Below are 19,643 nucleotides of genomic sequence, written 5' to 3' on the forward strand. Positions count from 1 at the left end.
CGATGAGCGAGAACCCGGACCAGTGCCCCGCCGGCAGTGACACCAGTCCGGCCATTGTGGCCATTCCGACGTACAACGAGCGCGACAACATCGAGACCACCGTCGCCGCCGCCCTCGCCGGATGCGACCGCATCGACATCCTCATCGTCGACGACTCCTCACCCGACGGCACCGGCGACCTCGCCGACGCCCTCGCCGCCGCCGAACCCCGCGTGCACGTCCTCCACCGCGCCGAGAAGCAGGGCCTCGGCGCCGCCTACCTCGCCGCCTTCGACTGGGCCGCCCGGCGCGGCTACCGCACCGTCGTCGAAATGGACGCCGACGGCTCCCACGACCCCGCCGACCTGCCCCGCCTCCTCGCCGCCCTCGACGGCGGCGCCGACGTCGCCATCGGCTCCCGCTACATCCCCGGCGGCGCCGTCCGCAACTGGGCCCTCCACCGCCTCGCCCTCTCGCGCGGCGCCGGCGTCTTCACCCGCGCCATGCTCGGCCTGCGCGTCAAGGACGTCACCGCCGGCTACCGCGCCTACCGCCTCGACGCCCTCCACAAACTCCAGCTCGACACCGTCAACTCCGTCGGCTACTGCTTCCAGATCGACCTCACCTGGCGCGCCGTCAAAGCCGGCTTCGACATCCGCGAAGTCCCCATCGTCTTCACCGAGCGCCGCGCCGGCGCCTCCAAGATGAGCGGCGCCATCACCGTTGAGGCCCTTTGGAACGTGAGCCGCTGGGGTCTGGCCCACCGCGCGCGCCAGCTCAAGAGCGCCCTCCGGCGTGGCAGAATCGAAGGGTGACGTACCAGCAGCCGCCCGCGGCGCCCAAACGCGCACCGTTCGCCTTCCGGCTCGCGCTGGCCCTCTGGGTCATCGCCGAGGCCGCCGCGTTCTTCGGCCTGGCCTACCTCATCGGCTTCCCCTACACCGTCCTGGTCTTCGTGGGCACCACCGCGCTCGGCATCGCCCTCGTCGGGCACGTGGGCCGGAAGTCGTTCCGGGCCGCCCGCGACTACCTCAACTCCGGCGGCGACCCCTCGCGCGAACTGCCCAACGGGTACGCGCTGGCCGGGGCCGTGTGCCTCATCGTCCCCGGGTTCGTCACCGACCTCATCGGCCTGCTGCTGCTCTTCCCGCCCACCCGGCTGCTCTTCCGCGGCCTCGGCCGCTGGCTCGCCGCGAGCGCCCCGGTGATGCGCTTCGGCGGCGGCGACGTCATCGACGGCGAAGTGATCGGCGAGCGCGACCCCGACCCGGACGCGCCGGTCAGGTACGGGGACGCGAAAAACGGGCCCAGGTCCATCGACCCGGGCCCGTAAGCAAGCCTCTGGCTGGCTGAGCGTGCTACCGCTCGCCGCGGCGCGCGCGCATCTCCTGCAGGCGCTCGTCGAGGATCTCCTCGAGCTCTTCCATCGAGCGGCGCTCCAGCAGCATGTCCCAGTGGGTGCGCGGCGGCTTGACCTTCTTGGTCTCCGGCTCCTCGCCGTCGACCAGCTTGGCCGTCGAACCGTCGAGACGGCACTCCCACGTCAACGGGATCTCCGCTTCGACCGCGAACGGCACCTCGAAGCGGTGGCCCTGCGGGCACACGTAGTCGCGGGTCTGGCGCGGCGCCAGCTCCGTGTTGCGGTCCGATTCGTAGCTGACGGCGCCGAGACGGGAGCCCCTCAGCATTCTGTCGCCCATGTTCCCCTGCACTTCCTCTGGAGCATTCGCTTTGCCACTCGCCGCCGGCCCGGTCAGCCCTGGGCCGGCGCGCTTCCCCAGCCGATCACGCCGATTCCTGGGGTTTTCGCTTCGTACAACGCCGGGACGCGGCCGGATCCTTCCCGGCACCGCCGTTCCCAGGCGCCGCGTTCGCGATGCGGACCCCCAAGTGTGGCCCGGCGCTCCTGCGGCCGCCCACGGACGTCCCCTTGAAGTGTGACACAACACCGGCCGGTATCCGCGCGGCCGAGCACGTGAGATGCCGCTCGTCCCCTTCCGCGCCCGCCGTCACCTGTAGGCAAACGCCGTCCAGCCCAACCGGCCACCGCGGTGCGAACGGGGCGCGAGCGACCCGTGAACACCGAACGGGTCGCATCCGGCGTGGACGCGCCCAGTAAGGTGTCCAACAGACAAGGAGATCTCACATGCACGTGCTTGGAATCGACTTCGGAACCTCGAACACCGTCGCCGTGCTCCGCTCGGCCGACGGACGCGTACGACCCCTGCTGTTCGACGGTGCCCCGATCCTGCCTTCGGCGGTCTACTACAACTCCGACGGGCGCATGCTCGTCGGCCGTGACGCCGAGCGCAACGCCCGCATGGACCCCGCCCGCTTCGAACCGAACCCGAAGCGCCGCATCGACGACGGGTCCCTGTTCCTCGGCACCTCCGAGATCCCGGTGCCGCAGGTCTTCGCGTACGTCCTGCAGCAGGTCGCGCTCGAGGCCCAGCGCCAGGCCGGCCAGATGCCCGGCCAGGTCCGCCTCACCCACCCCGCCCGCTGGGGCGAGCGCCGCCGCGCCATCCTCGTCGACTCCGCCCGCCTCGCCGGGCTCCCCGCCCCCCAGCTCATCCCCGAGCCGGTCGCGGCGGCCTCCTACTTCACCTCCGTGCTCGGCACCGCCGTCCCGCCCGGGCGCTCCCTCGCGATCTACGACCTCGGCGGCGGCACCTTCGACGCCACCGTCGTGCGCCGCACCCAGACCGGCTTCGAAGTGCTCGCCGAAGAAGGCGTCGGCGACATCGGCGGCCTCGACTTCGACCACGGCATCGTCGAGCACCTCGGCAAGACCTACGGCGCCTCCCACCCTGCGGAGTGGAAGCGCCTGCTCAACCCCGCCGACGACCGCGACCGCCGCTACCGGCGCATGCTCTACGAGGACGTGCGCGGCGCCAAGGAGACGCTTTCGCGCACCGCGAGCGCCGACATCCACCTGCCCGCGCTCGAGGTCGACGCGCACCTGACCCGCGCCGAGTTCGAGGAGATCGCCCGCCCGCCGCTGGAGCGCACGGTCGACTGCCTCCAGCGGGCCATCCAGGCCGCCCGCATGAACCCCGCCGACCTCGTCGGCATCTTCCTCGTCGGCGGCTCCTCGCGCATCCCGGCGATCTCCCAGCTCATCCACTCCAAGCTGGGCGTGCCGCCGCAGACGTTCGAGCAGCCCGAGACCGTGGTCGTCGAAGGCGCCGTGCGCGCCAACTCCGGCCCGGCGCCCTCGGAGCAGCCGCTGACCCGGCCCACCTCGGGCGGGCCCGTCTCGCCCGCCGGGCACATGTCGGCCCCGCGGCCGCCCCAGGCGCCGCAGATGCTGCCGCCCCAGACGGCCTACCAGCAGCCCGCTCCGGCCCCGCAGGCGCCGTATCAGCAGCCGCAGCAGCACCTCCCGGCCAAGCGGCCCCTGACGCAGGAGCCGGCCGTCCTCGTGACGGGCGCGGCCGTCATCGTCCTGATCGTCGTCTTCTTCGTGCTGCTGTCGACGATCCTTAACGGCTAGCCGAACGCTAGGAGCCGTCGCGCTGGTGGACCGTGAAGCCGGCGCGGCGGTTGAGGTCGGCCACCTGCCGGTCGAGCCAGTCGATCTCGGTGAGGTTCGTCGACCGGTGGATCTGCATGAGGCCCTTGCGGAACGGTGATTCGAGCCGCTCGGGCGGGATCGGCGCGCCCTGCTCGTCGAAGAACAGCTGCGCGGGCTGGTCGAGGAACTCGCGCCGCCGCGCGAGCACGAGCGCCTGCTCGCGCGGGTTCTCCAGGTGGTGGAGGAACGCGAGCAGCACGTACCACTTGTTGTCGTCGGTGACGAACCCCGGCTCGGGGTCGCGCAGCCACCGCCGCAGCTGGTCGGTGCCGGTCTGGGTGATCTCGAGCATGTGGCGCGGCGCCGCGACCGACCCCGGCGCGGTGCGCCGGGTGAGGCACTGCGCGTCCTCGAGCTTCTTGATCGTGGGGTAGAGCGTCCCGTCCGCGATGGGACGGACGTGCCCGGCGAGGCTCGCGACCCGGTTCTTGAGGTCGTAGCCGTGGAGCGGGAAGTCCCGCAGGAATCCGAGAATGGCCATCTTCAGCATGCGTCCATTATGGCAGTTCTCACAAGATATATCGACTCCGAGGTAGAAAACCTCCTTGTCAGTCAACGAAATCGGCCGCCTCGAAGCACGAGCACGCGCTTCGCGCGCGCACTCACCAAGAAGGACAAAGCGCGGAAGAGCCTCCCGATTCGCTTGCTGAGCAGCGAAAACAGGAGGCTCGGGCGGTCGCTCTCGAGGGGGCTCAGATGATGTCGAAGAACCACAGGAGCAGATAGCCCGCGGCGGCGATGAAGGCGATGACCACGAGGAGGACGAGCCAGCCGGCGGCGGCCTCCATGATGCCGGGGCGGCCGCTGTCGCCGGTCGCGGCGACGACGGGCTCCCACACGGTGTCGTCGATGATCCGCATGGGGGCGAGGGCTTTCGCGGGCGGGTACCAGGCGCGCGACTGCGACCGGGAAGCGGTGCGGTTGGCCGGCTGGAGGCGGCCGCGCCGGTTGTAGGAGAACAGGGCCACTTCGGACTCGTCGGCGAGGGCCGCGATCTCGGGGCTCACGGGCATCGTGGCGTAGAGGCGCCGTTTGCGGTCGGGGGAGCCGGTGCCGACGATCATCGGGATGTCCTCGGCCGTGATCGCGAGCCCGGGGGACTTGGCGGCGACCACGGACTTGGTGGACTCCACGGTCGCCTCCCACTGCGGGCTGCCGATGACGACGCCTTCGACCTTGTCGAGGTGCTTGAGGTGGGCCTGCAGGAGGCTCAGGAGCGCGAAGGTCTGGGGCGGCACATCGGGCGGCATGTTCATGAATGGAAGTGTCACATACGGTCGCGGGCCTTTCGCGGCCGTGGTTCGCGCGAGGTCAGAGCGGCTCGATCTCGGCGCCGAGCAGCTGGAGGCGCGCGGCGAGCTGCTCGTAGCCGCGGTGGATCACGTCGACGTGCCGCAGCTCCGAGGTGCCCTGGGCGCGCAGCATCGCCAGCAGCAGCACCACGGCCGGGCGCAGCGCGGGCGGGCAGACGACCTCGGCGCCCGTCCACCGCACCGGCCCGTCGACCTGGAGGCGGTGCGGGTCGAGCAGCCGCACCCGCGCGCCGAGCCGGTTGAGCTCGGTCAGGTAGATCGCGCGGTTCTCGTAGACCCAGTCGTGGATCATCGTCCCGCCCTCGGCGCACGAGGCGATGAGCGCGAAGAACGGCAGGTTGTCGATGTTGAGGCCCGGGAAGGGCATCGGGTGGACCTTGTCGGCTGCCGCGCGCAGCGGCGAGGGGTGGACGGTGAGGTCGACGAGGCGGGTGCGGCCGTTGGCGGCCAGGTACTCGTCGCTGCGGGAGTACGCCAGCCCCATCTCCTCGGCGAGCGCGAGTTCGATCTCGACGAACTCGATGGGGGTGCGGCGCACGGTGATCTCGGATTCGGTGATGATCGCGGCCGTGACGAGGCTCCAGGCCTCGATCGGGTCCTCGGCGGGCGCGTAGTCGACGGCCGTGTCGATCTCGGCCTCGCCGTGGACGGTGAGGGTGGTGGTGCCGACGCCGTCGATGCGCACGCCGAGCCGTTCGAGGAACCAGCACAGGTCCTGCACCTGGTAGTTGCAGGAGGCGTTGCGGATGACGGTGACGTCGGGGTAGCGGGCGGCGGCCATGATCGCGTTCGCGGTGACGGTGTCCCCGCGTTCGGTCAGGACGATCGCGCGGGGCGGTTCGACGTGCTCCTTGACGGTGGCGCGGTAGCACCCGTGCGAGCGTTCGACGGAGAGGCCGAAGCGGCGCAGGGCGTTGAGGTGCGGTTCGACGGTGCGGTCGCCGAGTTCGCAGCCGCCGGCGAACGGCAGTTCGAACTCGGCGTAGTCGTGCAGGAGCGGGCCGAGGAACATGATGATCGAGCGGGTGCGGCGGGCCGCGTCCGCGTCGATGCGGGTGAGGTCGAGGCGTTCGGGCGGCTGGAGGCGCAGGTCGCCCTCGTCGCCGAGCCATTCGTGCGCCACGCCCATGGAGTCGAGGACGCGGAGGATGCGGTTGACCTCTTCGATGCGGGCGACGCGGCGCAGCACGGTGGGGCCGCGGTTGAGCAGGCTCGCGCACAGCAGTGCGACGCCGGCGTTCTTGGAGGTCTTGACGTCGATCGACCCGGTCAGGGCGGTGCCGCCGTGCACGCGGAGGTGGCGGGGGCCGGAGGTCGCGGGATCGCCGCCGTAGTCGAACATGCGGTCAGCGTAACGGAGTTCAGTGTCCAGTAGGGTCGATCACGTTCAGTTGACCGCCCTGCTCAGTACTGGTGAAATCGCAGGATCCACCGTTCAGGATTGGGTTTCGGGCAGGGGCCCGATGCCTTCTGCGGCGCGCACCTGCTCGTTCAGGATCTCCATGACCGCCGCGACCGAGGGCCGGCGGGCGCCGCCGCGCAGCGTCACGGCTCTGAAGTGCCGGAACGGGGTGAACGGCCCGGAGACCGGCACGCGCACCAGGTCGAGGTGGTGGGGGAGGTCGACCAGGCGGGGGATGAGCGCGACGCCCATCTTGTGGGCGACCATGACGGCGATGACGTTCCATTCGCGCGCCTCGCCGTGGACGGTGGGGCGGAAGCCCGCGTTGGAGCAGGCGGTGAGCACGTGGCGGCGGTGCATCGACCCGGGCACGCCGATGATCCACGGCTCGCGCTCGAGTTCACGCAGGTCGACCGCCTCGCCGTCGGCGCACCAGTGGCCGCCGGGCACGACGAGGTCGAACGGGTCGTTGAAGACCGTCTGCGCGTCGAAGCGGATGTCCTCGGGCGGCGGGTTGTCGGGGGTGGCCTCGACGAGCGCGAGGTCGGCCTCCCCGGCGAAGAGCAGGTCGAAGCTCTCGGACGCCTCGGCTTCGCGCAGCCGCAGTTCGAGCGCGGGGTGGCGGTCGCGGGCGGTGTCGACCAGCGGCGCCAGGAGTGTGGCGATCGCGGTGGGGAAGCCGCACAGGCGCAGCATCCCTGACGGTTCGCCCTCGGTGGCCTGGAGTTCGGCCTCGGCCAGGCGCCACATGGCCTCGATGGCGTCGATGTGGGCGATGAGGACCTGCGCCGCTGAGGAGAGGCGCACGCCGCGCCCGACCGGCTCGAGCAGCGGCACGCCGAGGTCCTTGGCGAGCAGCCGGATCTGCTGCGACGCCGCGGATGTGGACATGTGCAGCGCTTTGGCGGCGCCGGAGACCGTGCCGTGGTGGGCGATCGCCCGCAGCACGTGCAGTCTCCTCAGGTCGATCACGGTGTGGCCCCAATCGCTTTAGTACGCGCTTCACGATGAGTTTCGCAAACTAGCGTCACCAAGGTGTTGTAGCCCGGACGATTGGGACCTTAACCTCGTATTGAGCGTGAGAACAGTGCGCGGATGCCGCTAAGGGCGGATTCGGCCGGCGCTCGTCCCTAGAACGAAACCCGAAGCCTTGTAAGGAGGACGCGGTCATGGAGTGCTGCCCGTTTTGCGGTTGGCCCGACGACGATCCGGTGACGACCGTGTCGCGGCACCGGAGCGCGTCGGGTACGACGGTGTGGACCCGCTGCATCTGCGGCTCCCTCCAGACGCGGGTACGCCAGGGGACCGAAACGGTCGTCTGCGCGCGCAGCAGACCGAGCGGCCACCCGGCCGCGACCCTGTAACCCCTCGGTCCTCCTCCTCTCTCCTCCTTCTGCTTCCGCGCCAGAGCCGGCGCGGGGCTCCTTCCTGCCTGCTTCACGTTCTTCCGAGGATTTCTCATGCACGAGTTCGACGTCCGCATCCTGTTCCAGATCATCGGCGCGCTCCTCTACATCACCAACTTCCTGCTCCTGCAGACCCACAAGATCCACGCGACCAAGCCCGCCTCGCTGCTGCTGGTCATCTCGGCCTGCTCGATCCTGCTCACCGCCGCGATCATCGGCCGCGACTGGGGCCTGATCCTCCTCGAGGGCACCTGGCTGTTCATGGTCACCACGACCTTCGCCATCCGGCAGCGCTCGGCCCGCCGCCAGGCCGTGCTCGAGCGCGAGGCCGAGGAATCGGCGGTCGCGGCGGTCCGCCCGGCCCCCGTCGCCGAGCCCGCGCCTGTGGCGCGCGAGCGCGAACTGGCGGGCGCCGCCGCCTAGCGGCCGGAGCCGGTTAGGCTCGGGGCGTGGCAATCCGAGTGCTGATCGCAGACGACCAGGAGATGGTCCGGGCAGGGTTCCGGGCCATCATCGACTCCCAGCCCGACATGGAAGTGGTCGCCGACGCCCCCGACGGCGTCGTCGCGGTCGCGGAGGCGCGGCGGCACAAGCCCGACGTGTGCCTGTTCGACATCCGCATGCCGCGCCTCGACGGCCTCGAGGCCACCCGCACGCTCCTCGCCGGGGCGAACGGCACCGGGCCGCGCATCGTCGTCGTCACCACCTTCGACACCGACGAGTACGTGTACGGCGCGCTGCGCTCGGGCGCGACCGGGTTCCTGCTCAAGGACTCCGGGCCGACGCTCCTGATCGAGGCGGTCCGCGCCGCCGCGAGCGGCGAGTCGCTCATCTCCCCGTCGGTGACCGTGCGCCTGCTCGAGCGGCTCACCGATCCCGTCCCCGAGGGGCCGAAGGCCTCGCACGTGCTCACCGAGCGCGAACTCGACGTCGTCGAGCTCGTGGCGCGCGGCAAGACCAACGCCGAGATCGCCGAGACCCTGTTCGTCTCCGTCTCCACCGTCAAGACCCACCTGGAGGCCGTACGCGCCAAGCTCGGCGTCCGCAACCGCGTGGGCATCGCGGCGTGGGCCTGGGAGCACGGCGTCGTGGGCTGACATGCGCACGATCGCCGCCGCCGAAGCCTCGACCGAGACCGTCGTCAACCGGTCCCGGTTCATCTGCACGCTCTACCGCGTCGCCTCCGACGCCGAAGCGCGGGCCCGCATCAGCGCCCACCGCAAGGCCAACTGGGACGCCACGCACAACTGCACCGCCTACGTCGTCGACGACGGCCAGTCGGCCCGCTCCAACGACGACGGCGAACCGGCCGGGACCGCCGGCGTCCCCATGCTCGAAGTGCTGCGCGGGCGCGACCTCACCGACGTGCTCGCTGTCGTCACCCGCCACTTCGGCGGCGTCAAACTCGGCGCGGGCGGGCTCGTGCGCGCTTACGGCGCCGCCGTCGCGGCCGCGCTCGACGCCGCCGGGACCGTCGAGCTCGCGCGCTGGCAGCGCCTGACCGTGCGGGTCGACTACGGCCTGGCCGGGAGCCTCGAGGGGCTGCTGCGCCTGCGCGAGGACGTGCGGCTCGTCGGCGTCGAGTTCGGGGCGGAAGTGGCCTTCGACCTGGCCTGCTCGGACGTGGAGCTGCTGGTGGACTGGCTCGCGTCCCAATCGGCGGGCGCGGCGGAGGTGGAGCCTAGCGGGACGCTCCGGGTGGAGTTGTAGCATGCGTGTTGTGACCGATAACAAGACCAGTGCGCTGCCGAACCCCTTCATCCTCGAACGCGCCGACCCCCAGATCACCAGGCACACCGACGGCCGGTATTACTTCACCGCCACCGTCCCCGCCTACGACCGGATCGTGCTGCGCGGCGCCGACACCCTCCTGGGCCTGCGCGACGCCGAGGAGACCACCATCTGGGTCCAGCACCCCGAGGGCCCCATGGGCTCCCACATCTGGGCCCCGGAACTGCACTGGATCGACGGCGCCTGGTACGTCTACTTCGCCGCGGGCGAGGCCGCATCGGCCACCGCCGACGTCTGGCGCATCCGCATGTACGTCCTGGAGAACCGCAACCCCGACCCGCTCGCCGGCGAATGGACCGAGAAGGGCCAGATCGAGACGCCCGTCGACTCGTTCTCCCTCGACGCGACCACCTTCGCCCACAACGGCACCCGCTACCTCTGCTGGGCCCAGCACGACCCCGGCCTCGAAGGCTCCAACACCAGCCTCTTCCTCGCCGCGCTCGCGGACCCTTGGACGATCAAGGGCGCGCCCGTCGAGCTCTCCCGCCCCGAACTGCCCTGGGAGACCATCCGCTTCGCCGTCAACGAAGGCCCCTACGCCCTCATCCGCAACGGCAAGGTCTTCATCACCTACTCGGCCTCCGGCACCGGCGCCGAGTACTGCGTCGGCCTCCTCAGCGCCGACGAGGGCGCCGACCTCCTCGACCCCGCCTCGTGGACCAAGCACCCCGAGCCGGTGTTCACCACCAACGCGGCCAACGGCATCTACGGCCCCGGCCACAACGCGTTCACCGTCGACGAGGACGGCAACGACCTCCTGGTCTTCCACGCCCGCGCCTACGAGGAGATCGTCGGCGACCCGCTCGACAACCCCGACCGGCACTGCCGCGTCCAGCCCTTCGGCTGGAACGAGGACGGCACCCCCGACTTCGGGCGGCCCCTGCCCGAGCACTAGTCGTCAGTGCTGCGCCGCAGCTTCTTGACGTCCGAACGGCGGCGCTTGTCCTCCAGGCGCCGCCGCTTCGCGCCCTTCGACGGCTTCGTGGCCCTCCTGGCCGGCGGCGGCGCGGCGATCGCCCGCCGCAGCAGCTCGGCCAGCCGCTCCATCGCCGCCTCCCGGTTGCGCAGCTGGGAACGGAACTCCGACGCCGCGATCACGACCGTGCCCTCCACGACGCGACTGCCGAGGCGCGCGAGGGCCCGCTCGATCAGTGCGGGCGAAAGCGCCTGCGTCCCGGCCAGGTCGAAGACGAGTTCGACCCGCGAGTCGGTGGTGTTGACGCCCTGCCCGCCCGGGCCCGAGGACCGCGAGAAGCGCCACCGCAGTTCGCTGTCGGGGATGGCGATGGTCTCGGTGACTTGCACGGGCATGGCGTTCTCTCAGGTGTCGAGGGCGGTGCGGGCCCAGCGGACGAGCATGTCGAGGATCGGGCGGCGCCGTTCGAGCACCGCGGCGTCCTCGGCGGCGTCGTAGTCGGCGCTGGCGATCGGCAGGCCCGCGGCGAGGCGCGTGAGCATCGCCGGGGCGAGCCAACAGTACTTGGCGGCTCCGGTGGCGGCGATGCCTTTTCGGGTGCCGTCCGGATCGGCGTACCCGGTTTCGGCGAGCCCGCGGAGGTAGGCGTCGGTGACGGCCGCTTCGGTCTCGGCGAGGCGTTCGACGGGCTGGAGGCCGTCGAAGAACGTGTCGGCGACGAGGTTCGAGACGTCTTCGCCGATCGCGCCCCGGCCGGTGAACGACCAGTCGAGCAGGACCGGTTCGCCGCCCTCGCGCCGCACGAGGTTCATGGGCCACACGTCGAGGTGGCAGACCGTCTGCGGCAGCCGCTCGGCGACGGCGAACAGGTCGGCGCGGCGCTCCCAGACCAGCCGCAGGCCCTCGCGGGTCTCACGCGGCCAGTGCGCGGCCGCGACCGGGTGATCCCAAGGGACGCTTGGGAAGTCGCGGCGGCCCGCGTACTGGCGCAGGAACCGCCGCGAATGCCAGGGCTCCTCGGGGCCGCCGCGGTGCAGCGCTTGGACGACGCCGAGGCGCCGCGCGAAGTCGGCGAGCATCGGCGCGGTCCAGTGGCCGCCGTGGACGCCCTCGACGGCCTCGAGCCACAACTCGCGGCTCCCGTCGGGCCGCTCGCCGGCCGCGAGCAGCGCCGGGGCGCCGATGCCGCCGTCGCGGCCGTACGCGGCGGCGAACCCGGTCGTGTAGGCGAGGTACTCGCGCTGCCAGAAGTTCCAGTGCCGCGGATCAGCGGAGGCCTCCCAGTGCGCATGCCCCTCGCCGCCCGGCGTGAGGTGCTTGAGGATCGCCTCCCCGCCGGGCCCGGCGACACGCCAGATCCCGCCGGTGGCCTGGTTCCCGGTGTTGTGCTGGAGCGCGGCGACCGCCCGGAGCGGCACGCCGACGGGGGAGTGGAGCGGGTCGGAGAGCACCGGCTGATTCTGCCATCGAATGCGTTTGCGCGGCACGGCTTCACGGGTCGGTGCGGAGCAGTTCGTCGAGCCATTCGCCGACGGCGCCGCTGTTGGCCGGATGGTAGGGGTCTGCGGGGGCGGTGGGATCGCTGCTGCAGGTGCGGAATCCGGTGTCGCAGGAGCGGACGTCGACTGCGACGGCGGTGCGCAGCGGCTGCGGCTCGGCGGTGGAGGCGTTGAACTCGGTCCAAGACGACAGCGGCACGGGCGTGATGTCGGCGTACGGCTCGAGGGCGGTGGCGTCGTCGAAGTAGTCGTTGGCGACCGGGGTGCAGGCGGGCAGGACGAGGCGGCCCTCGACGGGGTAGGCGGGCGAGCCCGGGCGGGTGAGTTCGGCGCCGGTGCCGTGGAGGGCCGGATCCTGGTAGCGGTCGGTGAGGTGCAGGTCGTCGAGGCTGCGGTAGATGCCCGGGTCGGTGTCGCAAACGGGGTCGCGGTACCAGTGAGGGGATCGCCAGTTCGGCCACAGGCCGGTGTCGTAGGCGTTCCCGGTCTCGAATCCGAATCCGAAGTAGTCGACGAGGGTCGGGTCGTTCGCGCGGTCGGCGGGCGGATCGGTGTAGGCGGCCGCGTCGAGGTTGGCGGTCTGCGTGAGGAAGAAGTGGAGCGGGCGCCATTCGCCGGTGGGTTCGCCCGGAGGTTCGTGGAGGTCGGCGCGGATGCAGTACTGCAGGGCAGTGGCGTCCCCGGCGGCGGTCTTCGGGGCGCGCAGGGAGGCGTTGACGCATCCGGTGCCCGGCGCGGTCGAGGTCTCCATGCCGATCGCGAGGCGGTGGCCGGTGCCGAAGGCGTCGGTGTAGGTCTCGACGCGGACTTCCGTGAGCGTGAGGGGCGCTTCCCATACCAGGTCGAGGACCACGTCTCCGGCTTCGAGCCGCGCGGTCGCGGCGCCGGCGGGGTCGTCGATGCCGTCGGTCAGGCCGGTGGTGTCGCCGAGGGCGGGCGCGGCGGCGAGGCCTGCGGCGTCCCAGTCGTGGCGATCAGTAGCGGCGGGCACCAGGCCGCGAGTGGCGTCCCAGGCGGCGATCCAATCGGTCGACGCGGCGGTGGCGGCGAGTGCGATGGCGAGGATGGCCGCCCAGCGGGCGCGCACCGGCGGTCCTTCGAGCGCGTCAGAGGGGAGGAGTCGGGGCATCAGGCGATGCTACCGACTCCTCGGATCCCTTGTGGTCCACCGTAAGTCGGTGAAGTCCTGCAGGGTCATGACGACCGTGCCGGTCTCGTCGGAGGCGTCGAGGTCGACGGTGAAGACCATCGCCCAGTCCTTGTCGCCCGCCGGGTCGTCGATGGTCTGGCGGACGGTCCAGGTGCGGCCGTCCTTGGCGATGTCGAGGAACTCGCCGCCGCGGGCGGCGCCGGCGGTGCCGATGTCGTCATGGGCCTGGAAGTAGCGTTCCAGGGCGGCGTCCCATTTGGAGACGGGCCAGCCGGTCTCGAGGGCCGCGAGGGCTTCGACGCGGTCGGCGGCGGCGAGTTCGACGTGGCGGAAGGCGGCGTTGCGGACGGCGATGGTGAAGGCCCGCTCGTTGTCGGTGAACGCCCGCGCCGGGCGGCCGGTGTCGATGTCCTCGTCCTGCTCGGCCGGGTTGGTCAGCTGCTCCCACTCGTTGATGAGCGAGGAGTCGGTCTGGCGGATCGTCTCCCCGAGCCACGCGGTGAGGTCGTCGAGCTCCTCGCCGCCGGTGTCCTCGGGCAGGGTCTGGATGAGCGCCTTGTACGCGCTCGAGAGGTACCGCAGCAGCAGCCCCTCGGCGCGCGGGAGCCCGTACAGGCCGATGTACTCGCCGAAGCTCATGCGGCCCTCCCAGATCTCGCGGAGGATCGACTTCGGCTCGAGCTGGTAGTCGGCAGCCCACGGGTGGCTCGTGCGATAGGCGCTGAACGCCTCCTCGAGGAGGTCGGCGAGGGGCTTCGGGTAGTCCACTTCGGCGTCTTCAAGCTGGTTCATGCGGTCGTAGTAGTCGAGGCCGTCGGCCTTCATCGCCTCGATCGCCGCGCCCGTGGCCTTGCTGCGCTGCGCGGCCAGGATCTGACCGGGCCCTTCGAGGGTCGCCTCGACGATGGAGACCACGTCCATCGCGTACGTGTCCGACTCGGTGTCCAGCAACTCCAACGCCGCCAAGGCGAACGGTGCGAGCGGCTGGTTGAGCGCGAAGTGGTCGGGCATGTCGACGGTGAGTTTGACCTTGCCGCCGTCGATGACGATGATGCCGGCGTCGCGGAGGGTGCGGGCGATCGTGAGCGCGGTGCGGGCCATCTTCAGCTGCGTGGCGCGGTCGGCGTGGGAGTCCTCGATGAGGGTGCGCACGTGCTGGAACGTGTTGCCGGGCCGGGCGAGGAGGTTGATGAGCATCGCATGGGTCATGCGCATGCGCGACTGCAGCGGCTCGGGCGGGGCCTCCGAGAGCGCGGCGAACGTCTCGTCGGACCAGCCCACGAACCCCTCAGGGGGCTTCTTCTTCGCCATCTTCTTGCGCTTCTTCGGGTCGAGCCCGAACTTCTGCATGGCCTTCTCGTTCTCGATGACGTGCTCGGGGGCCTCGCAGACGACGAAGCCCTCGGTGTCGAACCCGGCGCGGCCGGCGCGGCCGGCGATCTGGTGGAACTCGCGGGCGCGCAGGCGCCGGGTGCGGCGGCCGTCGTACTTGGTGAGGCCGGTGAACAGGACCGTGCGGATGGGCACGTTGATGCCGACGCCGAGCGTGTCGGTGCCGCAGATGATCTTGAGCAGGCCCTGCTGGGCGAGGCGCTCGACCAGGCGGCGGTACTTGGGCAGCATGCCGGCGTGGTGGACGCCGATCCCGGAGCGCACGAGGCGGGCGAGGGTCTGGCCGAACTTGGTGGTGAACCGGAACCCGCCGAGGGCCGTGCCGATCGCGGCCTTGGCGTCCTTGTCCACGAGGCTGAGGCTCGACAGCGACTGGGCGGTGTCGAGGGCCGCGGCCTGCGTGAAGTGCACGATGTACGCCGGGGCGCGGTTATTGGCGACCAGGTTCTCGACGGTCTCGTGCAGCGGGGTCTTGCGGTACTCGTAGTGCAGCGGCACGGGCCGGGTCGCGGAGGCGATCAGGGCGGTCTCGCGGCCCGTGCGGCGGGTGAGGTCCTTCTGGAAGAACTCGGTGTCGCCGAGGGTGGCGGACATCAGCGTGAACTGGGCGCGGTGGAGTTCGAGGAGGGGGACCTGCCAGGCCCAGCCGCGGTCGGGCTCGGCGTAGAAGTGGAACTCGTCGGCGACGACGGAGTCGCAGTCGAGGTCGGCGCCCTCGCGCAGCGCGAGGTTCGCGAGGATCTCGGCGGTGCAGCAGATGAGCGGCGCGTCGGGGTTGACGGCGGCGTCCCCGGTGAGCATGCCGACGTTCTCGTGCCCGAACTGCTCGCACAGCTCGAAGAACTTCTCGGACACGAGCGCCTTGATGGGCGCGGTGTAGAAGGAGGTGCGCTGGTTCGCGAGCGCGTTGAAGTGCGCGGCGGCGGCGATGAGGGACTTGCCCGAGCCGGTGGGGGTGGCGATGACGGTGTTCTGGCCGGTGCAGATGGCCAGGAGGGCCTCTTCCTGGTGCTCGTAGAGGACGATCCCGGCGTCCTCGGCCCATTGCGCGAAAGCGGTGTAGACGTCGTCGGGTTCGGGCGTGTTCGAGGACGGCAGGTAGTCGATGAGGCTCACGGGGTTCAATGGTGCCCGCCCGCCCGGCCGGCCGGCCAGGCGGGTCCTGGTCCTAGTGGTCGTAGGTGACGAGGACGGGGGCGTGGTCGGACCAGCGCTGGTCGTGCGCGGGGGCGCGGTCGACCCAGGCTTTGGTGGCTTTCGCGGCGAGGCCGGCGGTGGCGACGTGGAGGTCGATGCGCCAGCCGGCGTCGTTGTCGAAGGCGCGGCCGCGGTAGGACCACCAGGAGTAGGGGCCGTCGACGCCGGGGTTGAGGGCGCGGACGACGTCGACGAAGGCGCCGGTGGCGTAGAGGTCGGTCAGCCAGGCGCGTTCGTTCGGGAGGAAGCCGGCGGTCTTCTTGTTGGACTTCCAGTTCTTGAGGTCGGCTTCGGCGTGGGCGATGTTCCAGTCCCCGCAGACGAGCAGTTCGCGGCCGCTCGCCTGGGCCTTCTTGGCGGCGTGGGCCAGGTAGGCGGCGAAGACCGTCATGAAGCGCTCCTTCTCCACCTGGCGGGGCGTGTCGGTCTCACCCGAGGGAAGGTAGAGGCTCGCGACGGTGAGGCCCGGGAGGTCGACCTCCGCGTAGCGGCCGTGATCGTCGAACTCGACGGCGCCGCTGAATCCGTCGAATCCGGTGCGGACGGCCTCGGGCTCGCCCCGGGTCAGGACGGCGACGCCGGCGCGTCCTTTGGCGACGATCGAGGGGGCGACATGCCAGTGCCAGCCGCCGGCTTCGAGCACTTCGGCGGGGATCTGGTCGTGGGCGGCGCGAACTTCCTGGAGGAGAACCACGTCCGCCTGGGTCTGTTCGAGCCAGGGGATGACGCCCTTCTTGGCGGCGGCTCGGATCCCGTTGACGTTCGCGGTGGCGATGGTGCGCATCGGCCCAGACTAACGCGGGCGGGCAGGCCCGGCCGGACGCGGCGCGACGGTGTGTGGCGCAGGTCTGACGGTAGGGAGCGGGCGGTGGCGCGGGGACCCCATAGACTGCTGGCATGACTTGGGAGGCGGGCGTGCGGGTGCGCGGAGGCGGTGCGTTGGTGCGGTGGTTCGCGGCCGCGCTGGCGGTGGTCTGCGCGGTGCTGGCGGTGCCTCCGGCGGCCGCTGCGGCGGAGGTTGAGGACGACGTCGCGGGGATCATCGTCGTCGGCGTGCCGGGCCTGGCGTGGACCGACATCGACGAAGCGGTGACGCCGCATCTGTGGGCGATGGCCGGCTCGGGCGCGTCGGGGTCGATGAGCGTGCGCACCATCGGGTCGTGGACGTGCCCGGAGGCGGGCTGGTTGAGCCTGGGCGCGGGCGAGCGCGCCGGTGGCGCGGCGCCGCGGGACGCGCAGTGCGCGGCGCAGTCGCACCTGCCGGCCCCGGCCGAGGACGGCGGCGGCTGGTCGGCCGAGGGCTGGGACGCGCTCGTCGAAGCGAACGAGTCGTTCAACTACGGGGCGCGGCTGGGATCGCTCGCCGAGGCCCTGGCGACGATGGCCGTCGAGGAGGAGGCCGCGGCTGTCGAGGCGGAGGCGGCGGGTGAGCCGGTCGTCGAGCCGGACCCGGGGGCGTGCGCGGCCGGCATCGGCGAGGGCGCGGCGCTGGCGGCGGCCGACACCGAGGGCCGGATCGCGTTCTGGGCGCCGGATCTCGGTTCGCTGGGGGCGGCGATGGCCGCGTGCGACGTGGTGATCGTCGATCCTGGTGTGGTCGTGGGCGATGCGGCCGACGAGGCGCCCGACACGAGCACCGACTACGACCAGCTCGGGCAGGACGACGTCGGGGTCGGCTCCGACGACCCGTCGGGGGAGGTCGATGCCGGCGAGATCGAGCCCGAGCCGGACGCGGTGCGCGAGCGGGCCGCCGGCGCGGCCGACGCGGCCGTGGGCGAAGTCCGGGCGGCGCTGCCCGAGGACTGGCGGCTGCTGGTCGCCGGTGTCGCGGATGCGTCGGCGCCCTCGGCCCTGCACCCGGTCTTGTACGAGGGGGCGGGGGTCGAGGCGGGCGAGCTGACTTCGGCGACGACCGGCCGCGACGGGTACGTCCAGTTGGTGGATGTGACGGCGACGGCGCTGGACGCGGTCGGCGCCGACGTGCCGGCGACGGTGGCGGGCGCGCCGATCCAGGTCCTTCCCGATGCGGGGCGGACGAGCGGTGCGGCGGTCGCGGAGGGCATCGACGAGACGGCGGCGTCGCAGGCGGTCATCTCGGTGAGCTTCGTGTTCTATTCGGTCCTGTCGGGCCTGGGCGTGGTCGGTGTGGCGGCGGCCGTGTGGCTGCTGTGCGGGTCGGACCGGTTCCGGGGCCTGGCGCGGGCGGTGTGCCTGGCGGTCGCGTCGATCCCGGTCGCGGGCGTCGCCGCCGGTATCCCGCCCTGGTGGCGGGCGGACGACCCGCCGCTGGCGTTCTGGGCGATCATCGCCGCGGGCGTCGCGGTGCTCACCGTGGCGGCGTCGCTGCCGTGGACGCGGCAGGGCGCGCGGCCGGTGTGGGTGATCGCGGGTGCCGCGGCGCTGCTGATCGCGGTCGACCAGGTCTCGGGCGCGACTTGGCCGCTGCACACCCCGATGGGGTACACCGCGCAGGCGGGGGCCCGGTTCACGGGCCTGGGCAACTACGCGTTCGCCGTCTTCGCGGCGGCGGTGATCCTGCTCGTGGCGTTCCTGCCGTGGCGCGGCCGCGCCCGGGTGTGGGGGCCGATCGCGATCGGGGTGTGCGCGGTGGTGATCGTGGGCGCCCCCAACCTGGGCCGCGACATGGGCGGCACGTTGACGCTCGTGGCGGCGGGCATCCTGTGCTGCTGGAAGTTGTGGGGCCGCCGTCTGACGGTCAAGGCCGTGGTCGTCGCCGGCGGGATCGCGTTCGCGGTGTTCGCGGTCGGCGGGTTCCTCGACTACCTGCGCCCGCAGGAGGACCAGACGCACTTGGGCCGGTTCGTCGGCTCCGTCCTCGACGGGACCGCTATGAACATCCTCATCCGCAAGGCCGACGCCGCCATCGGCACCATCGGGCGGCCCCTGACGTGGATCTCGCTGGCCGCGCTCATCGGCGCGATCGTGATCTGGCGCAAGCGGGCGCCGATCCGCTCCGACGAGGTCGCGGCCGCCGTCATCGGCCTGACCACCGTGGCCGTCGTCGGCGCGGTCGTCAACGACTCCGGGATCGCCGTCACCGGGTTCTGCACCGCGCTCGGGTTCGGGCTCCTCGCCGTCGCGGTCGGGCCGCGCACCGAACGTGCCGAACCGGCCACACCGGACCCGGTCGCAACCGCCCCCACCAGCGGAAACTGACCGGCGCACCCCGGGTCCGGCCAACCCGGGACCGGCGGCGGGTAGGGTGAGGCCCATGCGCGTGGCCACGTGGAACATCAACTCGCTCAAAGCCCGCCTCGAAAGGCTCATCGCCTGGCTCGAGACCGCCGAGCCGGACGTGGTCTGCCTCCAAGAGCTCAAGTGCGCGGACGCGGACGTGCCGATCGACGCGATCAGCGCCGCCGGGTACGAGACCGCCGCGTGGGGCCTGGGCCGCTGGAACGGCGTCGCGATCCTCTCGCGCGTCGGCATCGCGGACGTGCGTCGCGGCCTCGCCGACCAGCCCGCCTTCGGCGACGAGGTCGAACCGCGCGCCATCACCGCCACCTGCGGGCCCGTGCGCGTCCAGTCGCTGTACGTCCCCAACGGCCGCGACGTCGCGGACCCGCACTTCCCGTACAAGCTCGCCTTCCTCAAGGCCCTCGCCGACGACGTCGCCGTCAACGCCGCCGGCAGCCTCCCCTTCGCCGCCCTCGGCGACTACAACATCTGCCCCACCGACGCCGACGTCTGGGACGTCGACGCCTGGCCGGGCACCACCCACGTCACGAAGGACGAGCGCGACGCGCTGGCCGCCGTCCAGGCCGCCGGCCTCGCCGACGTCTACCCGCGCCCCCTCAAGTACGACCAGCCGTTCACGTTCTGGGACTACCGCAACCTCGACTTCCCCAAGAACCGCGGCCTGCGCATCGACCTCGCCCTGGCCAACCCCGCCTTCACGGCGGCCGTCAAGGACGCGTACGTCGACCGCAACGAACGCAAAGGCAAAGGCGCCTCCGACCACGCCCCCCTCGTGGTCGACCTCGATCTGTAAACCCCGGCC

The 19,643-nt window shown here is 71.7% G+C and carries 19 protein-coding genes; 9 read left to right on the plus strand and 10 right to left on the minus strand.

Translation table 11 applies throughout. The features are described 5' to 3' along the window. Positions 1–2 precede the first annotated feature (2 nt). Together AB0K52_RS09220 and AB0K52_RS09225 are read left to right on the plus strand one after the other, a co-directional pair. The gene (locus AB0K52_RS09220) at positions 3–794 is read left to right on the plus strand and encodes a polyprenol monophosphomannose synthase (protein WP_363528507.1); all 792 of its coding nucleotides are present in this window, start codon (positions 3–5) and stop codon (positions 792–794) included. Next, a complete protein-coding gene (locus tag AB0K52_RS09225) occupies positions 791–1,312 on the plus strand; it encodes an FxsA family protein (protein ID WP_363528509.1) in 522 nt (173 codons plus the stop codon). Before AB0K52_RS09220 ends, AB0K52_RS09225 begins: the two co-directional genes overlap by 4 nt. Positions 1,313–1,337: 25 nt before the next feature. On the opposite strand, the gene AB0K52_RS09230 is transcribed toward AB0K52_RS09225, so the two are convergent. Next, positions 1,338–1,679, minus strand: a complete 342-nt coding sequence (locus AB0K52_RS09230) for an RNA polymerase-binding protein RbpA (RefSeq protein ID WP_205327476.1) — start codon at positions 1,677–1,679, stop codon at positions 1,338–1,340. Positions 1,680–2,125: 446 nt separating this feature from the next. Between AB0K52_RS09230 and AB0K52_RS09235 the strand changes: the two genes are divergently transcribed. Further along, positions 2,126–3,475, plus strand: coding sequence for an Hsp70 family protein (locus tag AB0K52_RS09235; RefSeq protein ID WP_208495072.1), 1,350 nt, complete (start codon positions 2,126–2,128; stop codon positions 3,473–3,475). A 7-nt stretch (positions 3,476–3,482) separates the two neighbouring features. Here AB0K52_RS09235 and AB0K52_RS09240 read toward each other — a convergent pair whose 3' ends face one another. From AB0K52_RS09240 to AB0K52_RS09255, 4 genes are all read right to left on the minus strand, one after another. After that, positions 3,483–4,046, minus strand: coding sequence for a PadR family transcriptional regulator (locus AB0K52_RS09240; RefSeq protein WP_208495071.1), 564 nt, complete (start codon positions 4,044–4,046; stop codon positions 3,483–3,485). 202 nt (positions 4,047–4,248) lie between these two features. Beyond that, a complete protein-coding gene (locus AB0K52_RS09245) occupies positions 4,249–4,812 on the minus strand; it encodes a hypothetical protein (RefSeq protein ID WP_363528513.1) in 564 nt (187 codons plus the stop codon). Between the two features lie 55 nt (positions 4,813–4,867). Beyond that, positions 4,868–6,211 carry a UDP-N-acetylglucosamine 1-carboxyvinyltransferase gene (locus AB0K52_RS09250; RefSeq protein ID WP_363528516.1) on the minus strand — a complete coding sequence of 448 codons (1,344 nt, stop codon included), beginning with the start codon at positions 6,209–6,211 and terminating at the stop codon, positions 4,868–4,870. Between the two features lie 93 nt (positions 6,212–6,304). Then, positions 6,305–7,243 (minus strand): LysR family transcriptional regulator, encoded by a 939-nt coding sequence (locus AB0K52_RS09255; RefSeq protein WP_363528519.1) that lies wholly within the window; start codon positions 7,241–7,243, stop codon positions 6,305–6,307. Between the two features lie 488 nt (positions 7,244–7,731). Here AB0K52_RS09255 and AB0K52_RS09260 point away from each other — a divergent pair, with 488 nt between their 5' ends. The 4 genes from AB0K52_RS09260 to AB0K52_RS09275 are packed head-to-tail and all read left to right on the plus strand — an operon-like array spanning position 7,732 to position 10,363. Next, entirely contained in the window at positions 7,732–8,100 is a 369-nt protein-coding gene (locus AB0K52_RS09260; RefSeq protein WP_363528522.1) for a hypothetical protein, read from the plus strand. 26 nt (positions 8,101–8,126) lie between these two features. Then, positions 8,127–8,774 (plus strand): response regulator transcription factor, encoded by a 648-nt coding sequence (locus AB0K52_RS09265; protein ID WP_363528525.1) that lies wholly within the window; start codon positions 8,127–8,129, stop codon positions 8,772–8,774. 1 nt (position 8,775) lies between these two features. Then, positions 8,776–9,387 (plus strand): YigZ family protein, encoded by a 612-nt coding sequence (locus AB0K52_RS09270; RefSeq protein ID WP_363528527.1) that lies wholly within the window; start codon positions 8,776–8,778, stop codon positions 9,385–9,387. Position 9,388: 1 nt separating this feature from the next. Further along, positions 9,389–10,363 carry a glycoside hydrolase family 43 protein gene (locus AB0K52_RS09275; protein ID WP_363528530.1) on the plus strand — a complete coding sequence of 325 codons (975 nt, stop codon included), beginning with the start codon at positions 9,389–9,391 and terminating at the stop codon, positions 10,361–10,363. Here the strand turns inward: AB0K52_RS09275 and arfB are convergent. The 5 genes from arfB to AB0K52_RS09300 are packed head-to-tail and all read right to left on the minus strand — an operon-like array spanning position 10,360 to position 16,406. Then, the gene (gene arfB / locus AB0K52_RS09280; protein WP_363528533.1) at positions 10,360–10,779 is read right to left on the minus strand and encodes an alternative ribosome rescue aminoacyl-tRNA hydrolase ArfB; all 420 of its coding nucleotides are present in this window, start codon (positions 10,777–10,779) and stop codon (positions 10,360–10,362) included. The two genes, AB0K52_RS09275 and arfB, sit on opposite strands and share 4 nt — an antisense overlap. A gap of 9 nt (positions 10,780–10,788) precedes the next feature. Beyond that, the gene (locus AB0K52_RS09285) at positions 10,789–11,835 is read right to left on the minus strand and encodes an aminoglycoside phosphotransferase (RefSeq protein ID WP_363528536.1); all 1,047 of its coding nucleotides are present in this window, start codon (positions 11,833–11,835) and stop codon (positions 10,789–10,791) included. A gap of 40 nt (positions 11,836–11,875) precedes the next feature. Further along, on the minus strand, positions 11,876–13,012 hold the full coding sequence (locus tag AB0K52_RS09290) for a hypothetical protein (RefSeq protein ID WP_363528538.1): 1,137 nt from the start codon (positions 13,010–13,012) through the stop codon (positions 11,876–11,878). A gap of 9 nt (positions 13,013–13,021) precedes the next feature. Next, positions 13,022–15,550: a DUF3516 domain-containing protein gene (locus AB0K52_RS09295; RefSeq protein WP_363528541.1), complete on the minus strand. Its 2,529-nt coding sequence runs from the start codon at positions 15,548–15,550 to the stop codon at positions 13,022–13,024. A 43-nt stretch (positions 15,551–15,593) separates the two neighbouring features. Next, positions 15,594–16,406, minus strand: a complete 813-nt coding sequence (locus tag AB0K52_RS09300) for an exodeoxyribonuclease III (RefSeq protein WP_363528544.1) — start codon at positions 16,404–16,406, stop codon at positions 15,594–15,596. 113 nt (positions 16,407–16,519) lie between these two features. Between AB0K52_RS09300 and AB0K52_RS09305 the strand changes: the two genes are divergently transcribed. Beyond that, positions 16,520–18,799: a hypothetical protein gene (locus AB0K52_RS09305; RefSeq protein ID WP_363528546.1), complete on the plus strand. Its 2,280-nt coding sequence runs from the start codon at positions 16,520–16,522 to the stop codon at positions 18,797–18,799. Positions 18,800–18,854: 55 nt separating this feature from the next. Beyond that, entirely contained in the window at positions 18,855–19,634 is a 780-nt protein-coding gene (locus AB0K52_RS09310; RefSeq protein ID WP_363528549.1) for an exodeoxyribonuclease III, read from the plus strand. Positions 19,635–19,643: the final 9 nt, after the last annotated feature.

The organism is Glycomyces sp. NPDC049804 (assembly GCF_040674615.1).
Lineage (GTDB): Bacteria > Actinomycetota > Actinomycetes > Mycobacteriales > Micromonosporaceae > Glycomyces > Glycomyces niveus.

What these genes read in the sequence shown, in the direction of transcription:
- AB0K52_RS09270 (WP_363528527.1), top strand. Translation starts at nt 8,776, where the DNA reads ATGCGCACGATCGCCGCCGCCGAAGCCTCGACCGAGACCGTCGTCAAC.
- AB0K52_RS09245 (WP_363528513.1), bottom strand. Translation starts at nt 4,812, where the DNA reads ATGAACATGCCGCCCGATGTGCCGCCCCAGACCTTCGCGCTCCTGAGC.
- AB0K52_RS09305 (WP_363528546.1), top strand. Translation starts at nt 16,520, where the DNA reads ATGACTTGGGAGGCGGGCGTGCGGGTGCGCGGAGGCGGTGCGTTGGTG.
- AB0K52_RS09235 (WP_208495072.1), top strand. Translation starts at nt 2,126, where the DNA reads ATGCACGTGCTTGGAATCGACTTCGGAACCTCGAACACCGTCGCCGTG.
- AB0K52_RS09290 (WP_363528538.1), bottom strand. Translation starts at nt 13,012, where the DNA reads ATGCCCCGACTCCTCCCCTCTGACGCGCTCGAAGGACCGCCGGTGCGC.
- AB0K52_RS09260 (WP_363528522.1), top strand. Translation starts at nt 7,732, where the DNA reads ATGCACGAGTTCGACGTCCGCATCCTGTTCCAGATCATCGGCGCGCTC.
- AB0K52_RS09230 (WP_205327476.1), bottom strand. Translation starts at nt 1,679, where the DNA reads ATGGGCGACAGAATGCTGAGGGGCTCCCGTCTCGGCGCCGTCAGCTAC.
- AB0K52_RS09275 (WP_363528530.1), top strand. Translation starts at nt 9,389, where the DNA reads ATGCGTGTTGTGACCGATAACAAGACCAGTGCGCTGCCGAACCCCTTC.
- AB0K52_RS09310 (WP_363528549.1), top strand. Translation starts at nt 18,855, where the DNA reads ATGCGCGTGGCCACGTGGAACATCAACTCGCTCAAAGCCCGCCTCGAA.
- arfB (WP_363528533.1), bottom strand. Translation starts at nt 10,779, where the DNA reads ATGCCCGTGCAAGTCACCGAGACCATCGCCATCCCCGACAGCGAACTG.
- AB0K52_RS09240 (WP_208495071.1), bottom strand. Translation starts at nt 4,046, where the DNA reads ATGCTGAAGATGGCCATTCTCGGATTCCTGCGGGACTTCCCGCTCCAC.
- AB0K52_RS09300 (WP_363528544.1), bottom strand. Translation starts at nt 16,406, where the DNA reads ATGCGCACCATCGCCACCGCGAACGTCAACGGGATCCGAGCCGCCGCC.
- AB0K52_RS09220 (WP_363528507.1), top strand. Translation starts at nt 3, where the DNA reads ATGAGCGAGAACCCGGACCAGTGCCCCGCCGGCAGTGACACCAGTCCG.
- AB0K52_RS09250 (WP_363528516.1), bottom strand. Translation starts at nt 6,211, where the DNA reads ATGTTCGACTACGGCGGCGATCCCGCGACCTCCGGCCCCCGCCACCTC.